This window comes from Catenuloplanes japonicus (genome assembly GCF_000717135.1).
Classification (GTDB): Bacteria; Actinomycetota; Actinomycetes; order Mycobacteriales; family Micromonosporaceae; genus Catenuloplanes; species Catenuloplanes japonicus.
This window is the reverse complement of the sequence record NZ_JNXY01000036.1, coordinates 72,600-82,725: the sequence shown is the minus strand read 5'-3', so window position 1 is coordinate 82,725 and position 10,126 is coordinate 72,600. Positions and strand designations below refer to the sequence as shown.

The following is a 10,126-nucleotide window of genomic DNA, read 5'->3' as shown; positions in this document are numbered from 1 at the left end:
AACGCCCGGTTACATTCCGAACCCGGAAGCTAAGCCCACCAGCGCCGATGGTACTGCACTCGGGAGGGTGTGGGAGAGTAGGACACCGCCGGACTTCTTCACAATTGAGGGCCACCCTATCCGGGCGGCCCTTAATTGTATTTACGGGCTCGCCCCCGGGTCCGGGCACCATAGATGGACAGTTTGTGTCGGCGCTGCGAGTGGTAGCGCCCCCAGGAAGGATGTACCTGTGAACCCAGGACCGGACGGCGACAACCCGCGTTCCCGGCGGGATGACGACCGCGACGGACGGGGCCGCGGCGACGCGCGCGGCAGCCGCGACTCGCGTGGCGGTGACCGGGACTTCCGGGGCGGCGACTCTCGTGGTGGTGCCGGCGGCGGTGGCTTCCGCAGCGGCGGCGACCGTGACTCGCGAGGCGGCAGCGGCGGTGGCGGTTTCCGCAGCGGCGGCGCCCCCCGTGAGGGCGGCTTCCGCAGCGGTGGTGACTCTCGTGGTGGTGCCGGCGGCGGAGGCTTCCGCAGCGGCGGCGATTCCCGTGGTGGCGGCTTCCGTAGCGGTGGCGACTCGCGCGGTGCCGGCGGTGGTGGTTTCCGCAGCGGTGGTGACTCCCGTGACGGTGGCTTCCGTGGCGGTGACCGTGACTCCCGTGGCGGCTTCCGTAGCGGTGGCGACTCGCGCGGTGCCGGCGGTGGTGGTTTCCGCAGCGGTGGCGATTCCCGTGACGGCGGCTTCCGTGGCGGCGATCGTGACTCCCGTGGTGGCGGTTTCCGCAGCGGCGGCGACCGCGACTCGCGTCCGGGCGGCTTCCGCAGCGGCGGTGACTCCCGCGGTGGAGACTCCCGTGGCGGTGCGCCCCGTGAGGGCGGTTTCCGTGGTGGCGATCGTGACTCGCGTCCGGGCGGCTTCCGTAGCGGTGGTGACTCCCGTGACGGTGGCTTCCGTGGCGGTGACCGTGACTCCCGTGGTGGCGGTTTCCGCAGCGGCGGCGACCGTGACTCGCGTCCGGGCGGTTTCCGCAGCGGTGGTGACTCCCGTGAGGGTGGTTTCCGCGGTGGGGACTCGCGTGGCGGTGCGCCCCGTGAGGGCGGTTTCCGTGGTGGCGACCGTGACTCCCGTCCCGGTGGTTTCCGCAGTGGCGGTGACTCCCGCGACGGTGGTTTCCGCGGTGGAGACTCCCGTGGCGGTGCGCCCCGTGAGGGCGGCTTCCGCGGTGGCGACCGTGACTCGCGTCCCGGCGGTTTCCGTAGCGGTGGCGACTCGCGCGGTGCCGGCGGCGGTGGTTTCCGTGGTGGCGACCGTGACTCGCGTCCCGGTGGTTTCCGCAGCGGTGGTGACTCCCGCGACGGTGGCTTCCGTGGCGGTGACCGCGACTCCCGTGGCGGCGGCTTCCGCAGCGGTGGCAGTGGCGGCGACTCGCGCGGTGCCGGCGGTGGTGGTTTCCGCAGCGGTGGCGATTCCCGTGACGGCGGCTTCCGTGGCGGTGCGCCCCGTGAGGGTGGCTTCCGTGGTGGCGACCGTGACTCCCGTGGTGGCGGTTTCCGCAGCGGTGGCGACCGTGACTCGCGTCCGGGCGGTTTCCGCAGTGGCGGTGACTCCCGTGAGGGTGGTTTCCGCGGCGGGGACTCGCGTGGCGGTGCGCCCCGTGAGGGCGGTTTCCGTGGTGGCGACCGTGACTCCCGCCCCGGTGGCTTCCGCAGCGGCGGCGACTCCCGCGAGGGCGGCTACCGCGGTGGGGACTCGCGCGGTGGCGCTCCCCGTGAGGGCGGTTTCCGTGGTGGCGACCGTGACTCCCGTTCCGGCGGCTTCCGTGAGCGTGAGGGCGGTGCCCGCGGTGGTGACCGTGGCGGCTTCCGGGAGCGCGAGGGTGGCGCCCGCAGCGGCGGCGACCGTGGCGGGTTCCGCGAGCGCGACGGCCAAGGCTTCCGTGGCGGTGACCGGCCGGAGCGTACGGACGGGAACAGCGCCGGTGCCGGCCAGGTCACGCCGCAGATCCCGGCCGACGTCGAGGCGACCGAGCTCGACCGTGAGGTCCGCTCGGAGCTGCTCTCGCTGAACAAGCCGGTGCAGGAGAGCGTGGCCCGTCACCTGGTGATGACCGGCCGGCTCATCGACGAGGCCCCGGAGGAGGCGCTGGCGCACGCGCTGGCCGCCCGCCGGCTGGCCTCCCGCATCGCGGTGGTGCGCGAGGCCGTCGGCCTGGCCGCCTACCACGCCGGTGAGTGGCAGACCGCGATCGCGGAGCTGCGCACGTACCACAGGATGAGTGGCAAGCAGTCGCACGTGGCCGTGCTGGCCGACTGCGAGCGTGCGCTCGGACGTCCGGAGCGTGCGATCGACCTGTTCCGCAACACGGACAGCGCCGCGCTGCCCAAGGACACCGCCGTCGAGCTGCTGATCGTGGCCGCCGGCGCCCGTGGTGACATGGGCCAGGGCGAGGCCGCCGTGTCGATGCTGCAGGTCCGTGAGCTGACCGCCGAGGCCACGACGGACGCGTGGGCCGGTCGCCTGCGCTACGCCTACGCCGACGCGCTGCTCGCGATCGGCCGCCGCGACGAGGCCCGCGAGTGGTTCGCGCGCGCCGCCGCCGCGGACGAGGACGCGGTCACCGACGCGGCCGAGCGCCTGCTCGAGCTGGACGGCGTCGAGATCGAGGGCGACGACGAGCCCGACGACGACACCGCCGCCGGGGCCTCCTCCTCCGACGCCACCACCGGTGCGGACGATGATGACGACGACGCGGACGACGACCGCGACGCGGACGACGACGATGATGACGACCGCGATGACGATGACGACGCGGACGACGACGATGACGATGACGATGACCGCGACGACGACGATGACGACGCGGACGACGATGATGACGACGACCGCGACGACGATGACGACGCGGACGAGGATGACGACCGCGACGATGAGGACGACGACACGGACGAGGACGACGAGCTCGACGAGGAAGAGGACGAGGATGACCTCGACGCCTCTGACGAGTCCGAGAAGTCGGCCGCCGGCGACGGCACGTCCGACGAGTCCAAGGCGGATGCGAAGGCGTCCACCGACGCGGACGACGAGGACGCGAAGCTGAAGGCCAAGGAGGCCGCGGAGTCGTCTCCGCGCGACCTCGGCCCGAAGTTCCAGGACGGCACCGCCAACTGATCCTCGCTCGTCGCTGACGCGCGAACAGCATCACAGAAAGGCCCCGGTCCGGTGACCGGGGCCTTTCTGCATATGTGGCTATGGGCAGCACCGCGCGGCCGCGAGTTCATGCCGGATCTGACTCGGAGACGAAGCCCTTGCCTTCGTCAGATCGGCCTGCCCGCGGTGCGGCCTGCCCGCGGTGCGGCCTGCCCGCGGTGCGGCCTGCCCGCGGTGCGGCCTGCCCGCGGTGCGGCCTGCCGGTTTCAGACGTGTGCGGGCTGTCCCGTGGTCCGTGACGTCTTCTGCGGGACCGACGGGTGGCGGCATTCCTGCTTGCTGCTGCCGATCACCGCGGTCAGCCGGTCGCGGGTGGCGATCAGGTCCTCGATCTGGCGGTCGATGCGGTCGCGTTCGGAGACGAGCAGTGCGGTGGACTCCTCGTCGGGCTCGTTCGCGTCGACGCACGGCAGCAGCGTGGCGATGGTGCGGCTGGAGAGGCCGGCCGCGTACAACTGCTGGAAGAGGCGGACGCGGTCGACCGCGGCCTCGGGGTAGTGGCGCTGGCCGCTGGCGGACCGGGTGGCGTACAGCAGGCCCTGCTCCTCGTAGTAGCGCAGCGCGCGGACGCTGACGCCGGCGCGGGTGGCCAGGTCGCCGATGCGGATCATGCGGATCTCCCGGGTGAGATGGAGTAGCGGCCGTCACAGCACTTGCCTCTGACGTCAACGTCAGGTCTTAGCGTAGCTCCCACGAGATCCGTACGGAACGGGAGAAACACCATGAAGATCGCAAATCAGGTTGCACTGGTCACCGGTGCGAACCGCGGGCTGGGCCGGCACTTCGCCCAGCAACTGCTGGAGCGCGGCGCGACCAAGGTTTACGCGGCGGCCCGCCGTCCCGAGTCGATCGACCTGCCGGGCGTCGAGCCGATCCGGCTGGACATCACGGATCCGGCCTCGATCGAGGCCGCGGCCGCGCGGGCCACGGACGTCACGCTGCTGGTCAACAACGCGGGTATCTTCACCGGGTCGAGCCTGCTCACCGGCGACCCGGCGGACATCCGCGCGGACCTGGACACCAACTTCTGGGGGACGCTGGGGATGTCGAGAGCGTTCGCGCCGGTGCTCAAGGCGAACGGTGGCGGTGCCATCGCGAACGTGCTGTCCGCGATGTCGTGGTTCTCCGCGGAGGGGGCGAACGTCTACAGCGTGTCGAAGTCCGCCGCCTGGGCGTTGACCAACGGTCTCCGCCTCGAGCTGGCCGCGCAGCACACCCGGGTCGCCGGCATCATGCTCGGCGTGGTCGACACCGAGTTCTCCGCCTGGTACGACGCGTCGCCGAAGGGCGACCCGGCCGACGTGGTACGCGCCGCACTGGACGGGTTCGAGGCGGGCCAGGTCGAGATCCTCGCGGACGAGTGGTCCGCCTACGTCAAGTCGACGCTGGCCGGCGACCCGCGTGACTTCTACACCGCGGTGGCCTGAGCCGCGACGAGGGGCTCCGGGTAGACGAGGTGGCCGCACGACTTCGGTGAGGCGGCGAGGGACGAGATGATGACGTCGTCCAGCCGGTCACGCGTGGAGATCAGATCCTCGATCTGGCGGTCGATCCGGTCGCGCTCGTCGGCCAGGATCGACATCGACTCGGGCGTGGCCTGCTGGGCGTCGACGCAGCGGAGCAGGACCGCGATCTGCCGGCTGGCCAGTCCGGCCGCGAACAGATCCCGGATCAGGCGGACGCGCATGACCGCGGCCTCGGGGTAGGTGCGCTGGCCTCCGCCGGTGCGGGCGGCCGGCAGCAGGTCCTGCTCCTCGTAGTAGCGCAGCGCGCGGGTGCTCACGCCGGACTGGGCGGCCAGGTCGCCGATGCGGATCACGGTGCTCTCCCGGGTGGGTGACTGTGGTCACGAGACTTGCCTTTGACGTCAACGTCAAGTTTTACCGTAGCTCCCGCGAAGATCACCGACTAAACGGGAGCAATACCATGAAGATCGCAAATGGGGTCGCACTGGTCACCGGCGCGAACCGAGGGCTCGGCCGGCACTTCGCCCAGGAGCTGCTGGAGCGCGGCGCCACCAGGGTCTACGCGACCGCCCGCCGGCCCGAGCGGATCGATCTGCCGGGCGTGGAGGTGCTGCGGATCGACCTGACCGACCCGGCGTCGATCACGGCCGCGGCCGCGGTGGCCACGGACGTGACGCTGCTGGTCAACAACGCGGGCAACTCGTCGTTCGGGAACCTGGTGGACGGCGACGACGCGGACATCCAGGGCCAGCTCGACGCGTTCTTCTGGGGCCCGCTGCGGCTGATCCGCGCGTTCGCGCCGATCCTGCGGGCGAACGGCGGCGGGGCGGTGCTCAACATCGGCTCCGCGATGTCCTGGGTCGCGGGGGACATGGCCAACGCCTACCACGTGGCCAAGGCGGCGGAGTGGGCGATGACCACGGCCGTGCGGCTGGAGCTGGCGGCGCAGGGCACGCGGGTGGCGGGGGCGTACTTCGGCATGACCGACACCGGCCACCAGGACTTCTGGGACGGGCCGCTGAACGACCCGGCGCAGCTCGTGCGGGCCGTGCTCGACGGCCTCGAGGCGGACCAGCTGGAGATCATCGCGGACGAGCTGGGCGCCGGCGCGAAGGCGGTCATGGCCGGCAACCCGCGCGACTTCTACCCGGCGGCGGTCTGACCCGCCGGGCCCCTGCACCGCCCGGCTTGGGAGGATCGGAGGCCGAGCAACGGGAGGCACAGCGTGGGTGATCGTCTCATCGACGGGTACGACCTGGTGATCTTCGACCTGGACGGGGTGGTCTACCTGATCGACCAGCCGATCCCGGGCGCGGTCGAGGCCATCACGAGGCTGCACGAGGAGGGGATCCCGGTCGCGTACGCCACGAACAACGCGTCCCGGCGCGCCGCCGAGGTGGCCGCGCTGCTCACCGGCATGGGCATCCCGGCCACCGCGGACGAGGTGCTGACCTCGGCCGGTGCGTCCGCGGCCGTGCTGGCGGACCGGCTCCCGTCCGGTGCGCCGGTGCTGGTGGTCGGCGCGGACGCGTTGCGCGCCGAGATCGAGGCCGCCGGGCTGACCGTGGTGGCGAAGGCGGAGGACCGCCCGGTCGCGGTCGCGCAGGGTTACGGTCCCGCGGTCGGCTGGGCGGACCTGGCCGAGGCCGGCGTGGCGATCCGGGCCGGCGCGTTCTGGCTGGCCACGAACACGGACCGGACGCTGCCGAGCCCGCGTGGCCCGCTGCCCGGCAACGGCGCGCTGGTCGCGGCGCTGCGCACCGCGCTGGACCGCGACCCGGACGTGGTCGTCGGCAAGCCCTCGCCCGCGCTGTTCACCACCGCGGCCGACCGGATCGGGGCGAAGCGGGCGCTGGTCGTCGGCGATCGCCTGGACACCGACATCGAGGGCGCGGTCCGGGCCGGCATGGACGGCCTGCTCGTCCTCACCGGCGTCCACACGATCGGGGATCTGCACGAGGCGCCGGCCGGGCAGAAGGCCACGTTCGTCGCGAAGGATCTCTCCGGCCTGTTCGCCCCGGCCATCCCGGCCGACGACCACAAATGATCAGAAGCAGCCGGGGGTACGGAGCGCACTCCGTACCCCCGGATGGTTTTGATCTAGAGCAGTTTGCGCAGTTTGAGCAGGTCGAACGGGTTGGCGCCGATCTTGACCTGGCCGCTCGTGTACGCCTTCATGACGTCGAGGCGGCCGTGGACCAGCTCGATCAGGTCGTCGCTGTTCGCGGTGAGGGAGATCTTCGCCTTCGGGTCGTCGCCGTCCGCGATGTCGACCAGCCGGCCGTCGACCAGCTTGCCGTGCCACGCGGTGGCGAGGTCGGGGACACGGCAGGCGAGCGTGCGGTTGAGGTCGATGCGCCCCTGCGCGTCCGCGCTGGCGGAGAGCCGCTCCGCGAGAGTGTTCAATGCCGCCCGGACCTCGTCTACGCTGGCCACACTTGATCCTTTCCACACTGCTTGCCGGATTCCCGCACGGTACCGCACGGGCCCGGCAGCGTCGCCCGGTAGCGTGGCACGCGCGGGGAGTGTGCTGGTCGCCGAACAGTTGAGGGGAAGCGGATGCCGAAGGAAGCGTGGCGGGCCTATCTGGACCTCGCCCTGGGGCTGACCGAGAGCTCACGGAAGCAGGCCACCAAGACCGCGATGAGGCTGGTCGGCAAGGGCGGCGCGACCGCGGCCCAGCTCCAGGCGCTGGTCGAGGAGACGCTGGCGGCCGGCACCGCGAACCGCGCGGTGGTGGAGAAGCTGGTCCGTACCGAGGTGGACCGCGCGCTCGGCGTGGTCGGCCTGGTCAAGACGGACGAGGTGGACGCGCTGCGCAAGCGGATCGCGGAGCTGGAGGAGCGGCTGGCCGGGACCACACCGGTGGACGTGCCCGGTGACCTGCCGATCGAGACCACGCTGGAGGCCGCGGCGGCCCGATCCGCGGCGACGCCCGCGGCTGTCCCGGCGGCGACGCCCGCGGCGCCCTTCAAGAAGGTGGTCGCGAAGAAGGTCGTGGCCAAGAAGACGGTGGCGAAGGCCCCGGCCGGCGGGACCGCGGTGCCGGACGCGCTGGTCGCGCCCGACGTGCCGGTCGCGCCGGATGCGCTGGCCACGCCCGCGACGCCGGCAGAGGACGAGCCGGTGGCGGAGCTGCCGGCCGAGACGCCCGCGAAGCGGATCACGCCGCCGCAGAAGGCGGTCGCGAAGAAGGCCGTCGCGAAGAAGGCGGTCGCGAGGAAGAACGCCGCGCCGACGCCCGCGGACCTGCCGCCCGCGGTGAAGAAGGCGCCGGCGAAGCGCGCCCGGCAGGCCGTGCCACCGCTGTTCGACGACGGCACGCAGCGCTGATGGGCTCGCCGTTCCCGGTGCCGAGACCGATGGGCGCGCCCCGGCCGTCGATGCCGCAAGCGCCGTCGATGCCGCAAGCGCCGCCGGTGCCGCACGCGCCGCCGGTGCGGATGACCGAGCCCGGCGACGGGACCACCGGGCATCCGGCCGTCGACGCGATGCTCGCCTCGCTGGCGAACGCGGCGTCGCTGTCCCCGGCCGACCAGATCGCCGAGTTCGAGGCCGCGCACCAGATCCTGCGCGAGACGCTCGCCACGATCGACCAGGCCTGACCATCCCCCCGTTCGAAAGACACGTGAAGACACCGTTATGGCACGCCGCATCCGTCTAGACGCCGAACTCGTCCGCCGCGGCCTGGCCCGCTCCCGGGAGCAGGCCGCCACGCTGATCGAGGCCGGCCGGGTCGAGATCCGGGGCGTGGTCGCCCGCAAGGCCGCCGCGCAGATCGACCCCGCCGAACCGGTGGTGGTGACGGGCGAGGACCCGGTCGACGAGTACGTGTCGCGCGGCGGCCACAAGCTGGCCGGCGCGCTCGCCGCGTTCGGCCCCCGGGGGCTGGCCGTGGCCGGGCGGCGGTGCCTGGACGCGGGCGCGTCCACCGGCGGTTTCACGGACGTGCTCTTGCGCGCCGACGCGGCCGAGGTGGTCGCGGTGGACGTCGGCTACGGCCAGCTGGCGTGGAAGCTGCGTACCGATGACCGGGTCAGGGTCTTCGAGCGCACGAATGTGCGCACGCTCGTGCCGGAGACGATCGGCGGACCGGTCGAGCTGATCGTCTCCGACCTGTCGTTCATCTCGCTGCGCCTGGTGCTGCCCGCGCTCGCCGCCTGCGCGCTGCCGGACGCGGACCTGGCGCTGATGGTCAAGCCGCAGTTCGAGGTCGGCAAGGAACGCGTGGGCGAGGGCGGCGTGGTCCGCGACCCGGCGCTGCGGGCCGAAGCGGTGCTCGACGTGTGCGCGGCGGCCTGGGCGCTGGGCCTCGGGCTGGCCGGCGTGGCCGCGAGCCCGCTGCCCGGACCGAGCGGGAACGTGGAGTTCTTCGTGTGGCTCCGCAGGGGCGCGCCCGCGGCGGATCCGGACCATGTGCGGGCCGTCGTGGCGGCCGGGCCCGCGGGTACGGTGACGGTGCACGCGCCGGAGACCGGCGCGGAATCGCTTGTTGACAAGGGAGTGACGAGTGACGAGCACCGCTAACCGGTCGGCGCTGCTGGTGACCCACACGGGACGCAGGCACAGCACGGAGCACGCGGCGTCGATCGCCGGCGACCTCGTGCGCGCCGGGTTCGAGGTCCGCGTGGTGGCCTCCGAGATCGGTGATCTGGACCTGCCGCCGGGCGTGACGCCGGTGTTCGGGCCGGACGCGGCCGAGGGCGTGGAGATCGTGTTCGCGCTCGGCGGTGACGGCACGTTCCTGCGCGCGGCGGAGCTGGCCCGGCCGAACAAGGCGCCGCTGCTCGGCATCAACCTGGGCAAGGTGGGCTTCCTCGCCGAGGCCGAGATCAGCGACATCGACCAGGCCGTGGCCGAGGTGGTGCGCGGCGCGTACACCGTGGACGAGCGGCTCACGCTGGACGTCAAGGCGGAGCTGGACGGCGAGGTGATCGCGGAGACCTGGGCGCTCAACGAGGTCTCGGTGGAGAAGGGCCAGCGGGCCAACATGCTGGAGCTGCGCGTCGACGTGGACGGCCGGCCGCTGTCCCGGTACGGCTGCGACGGCGTCATCTGCGCGACGCCGACCGGGTCCACCGCGTACGCGTTCTCGGCCGGCGGCCCGGTGGTCTGGCCCGAGGTGGAGGCGCTGCTGCTGGTGCCGGTCGCGGCGCACGCGCTGTTCAGCAAGCCGCTGGTGACCGCGCCCACGTCGACGTTCGTGATCACGGTGGATCCGTACACGTCGGTCGCGACGCTCTGTGCTGATGGTCACCGTGTCTTCGATCTGCCGCCGGGTGCGAAAGTCACTGTCCGGCGTGGCGCGCAACCGGTGCGTGTCGTGCAGCTGCAGCCGCGCCCGTTCACGGATCGGCTGGTGGCGAAATTCGACCTTCCGGTTCTCGGCTGGCGGGGTACGAAGCGGCGGTAATCACGGCGAACATGGCAATTGGCGCGGCGCTCGGCTGGAAAAGTGTCGGAG

The 10,126-nt window shown here is 72.3% G+C and carries 10 protein-coding genes, 1 rRNA gene and 1 pseudogene; 9 read left to right on the top strand and 3 right to left on the bottom strand.

Annotation, left to right across the window (positions count from 1 at the left end; translation table 11 throughout):
- Together rrf and OP04_RS57020 are read left to right on the top strand one after the other, a co-directional pair.
- Positions 1-94 (top strand): 5S ribosomal RNA (rrf, locus tag OP04_RS50655); the annotation flags it as partial.
- A 1,998-nt stretch (positions 95-2,092) separates the two neighbouring features.
- Complete coding sequence (locus OP04_RS57020; RefSeq protein WP_456297625.1) at positions 2,093-3,157, top strand: hypothetical protein; 1,065 nt, start codon at positions 2,093-2,095, stop codon at positions 3,155-3,157.
- Positions 3,158-3,402: 245 nt separating this feature from the next.
- Here OP04_RS57020 and OP04_RS40385 read toward each other — a convergent pair whose 3' ends face one another.
- Positions 3,403-3,804: a MerR family transcriptional regulator gene (locus OP04_RS40385; protein ID WP_033345299.1), complete on the bottom strand. Its 402-nt coding sequence runs from the start codon at positions 3,802-3,804 to the stop codon at positions 3,403-3,405.
- Between the two features lie 114 nt (positions 3,805-3,918).
- Here OP04_RS40385 and OP04_RS40380 point away from each other — a divergent pair, with 114 nt between their 5' ends.
- Complete coding sequence (locus OP04_RS40380; RefSeq protein WP_033345275.1) at positions 3,919-4,623, top strand: SDR family oxidoreductase; 705 nt, start codon at positions 3,919-3,921, stop codon at positions 4,621-4,623.
- On the opposite strand, the gene OP04_RS40375 is transcribed toward OP04_RS40380, so the two are convergent.
- Positions 4,605-5,012 carry a MerR family transcriptional regulator gene (locus tag OP04_RS40375; protein WP_051799827.1) on the bottom strand — a complete coding sequence of 136 codons (408 nt, stop codon included), beginning with the start codon at positions 5,010-5,012 and terminating at the stop codon, positions 4,605-4,607. The two genes, OP04_RS40380 and OP04_RS40375, sit on opposite strands and share 19 nt — an antisense overlap.
- A gap of 110 nt (positions 5,013-5,122) precedes the next feature.
- Between OP04_RS40375 and OP04_RS40370 the strand changes: the two genes are divergently transcribed.
- Positions 5,123-5,824 (top strand): SDR family oxidoreductase, encoded by a 702-nt coding sequence (locus OP04_RS40370; protein WP_033345274.1) that lies wholly within the window; start codon positions 5,123-5,125, stop codon positions 5,822-5,824.
- Between the two features lie 63 nt (positions 5,825-5,887).
- Positions 5,888-6,682, top strand: a pseudogene (locus OP04_RS40365) (HAD-IIA family hydrolase); the annotation flags it as partial.
- 80 nt (positions 6,683-6,762) lie between these two features.
- On the opposite strand, the gene OP04_RS40360 reads toward OP04_RS40365, so the two are convergent.
- Positions 6,763-7,098, bottom strand: coding sequence for an SCP2 sterol-binding domain-containing protein (locus tag OP04_RS40360; RefSeq protein ID WP_033345273.1), 336 nt, complete (start codon positions 7,096-7,098; stop codon positions 6,763-6,765).
- Between the two features lie 123 nt (positions 7,099-7,221).
- On the opposite strand from OP04_RS40360, the gene OP04_RS50650 reads away from it, so the two are divergent.
- Genes OP04_RS50650 through OP04_RS40340 form a run of 4 tightly spaced genes read left to right on the top strand, consistent with a single transcriptional unit; the run spans position 7,222 to position 10,075 of the window.
- Positions 7,222-7,995 (top strand): phasin family protein, encoded by a 774-nt coding sequence (locus OP04_RS50650; RefSeq protein WP_051799823.1) that lies wholly within the window; start codon positions 7,222-7,224, stop codon positions 7,993-7,995.
- The gene (locus tag OP04_RS40350; RefSeq protein ID WP_157241014.1) at positions 7,995-8,267 is read left to right on the top strand and encodes a hypothetical protein; all 273 of its coding nucleotides are present in this window, start codon (positions 7,995-7,997) and stop codon (positions 8,265-8,267) included. Before OP04_RS50650 ends, OP04_RS40350 begins: the two co-directional genes overlap by 1 nt.
- A gap of 37 nt (positions 8,268-8,304) precedes the next feature.
- Entirely contained in the window at positions 8,305-9,189 is an 885-nt protein-coding gene (locus OP04_RS40345; RefSeq protein ID WP_033345271.1) for a TlyA family RNA methyltransferase, read from the top strand.
- Entirely contained in the window at positions 9,173-10,075 is a 903-nt protein-coding gene (locus OP04_RS40340) for an NAD kinase (protein ID WP_033345270.1), read from the top strand. The genes OP04_RS40345 and OP04_RS40340 overlap by 17 nt, the downstream gene beginning before the upstream one ends.
- Positions 10,076-10,126 lie beyond the last annotated feature (51 nt).

Bases quoted from the DNA above. Each gene is read 5' to 3' on its own strand.
- OP04_RS57020 (WP_456297625.1), top strand. From the start codon at position 2,093: ATGACCGGCCGGCTCATCGACGAGGCCCCGGAGGAGGCGCTGGCGCAC.
- OP04_RS40380 (WP_033345275.1), top strand. From the start codon at position 3,919: ATGAAGATCGCAAATCAGGTTGCACTGGTCACCGGTGCGAACCGCGGG.
- OP04_RS40370 (WP_033345274.1), top strand. From the start codon at position 5,123: ATGAAGATCGCAAATGGGGTCGCACTGGTCACCGGCGCGAACCGAGGG.
- OP04_RS50650 (WP_051799823.1), top strand. From the start codon at position 7,222: ATGCCGAAGGAAGCGTGGCGGGCCTATCTGGACCTCGCCCTGGGGCTG.
- OP04_RS40350 (WP_157241014.1), top strand. From the start codon at position 7,995: ATGGGCTCGCCGTTCCCGGTGCCGAGACCGATGGGCGCGCCCCGGCCG.
- OP04_RS40345 (WP_033345271.1), top strand. From the start codon at position 8,305: ATGGCACGCCGCATCCGTCTAGACGCCGAACTCGTCCGCCGCGGCCTG.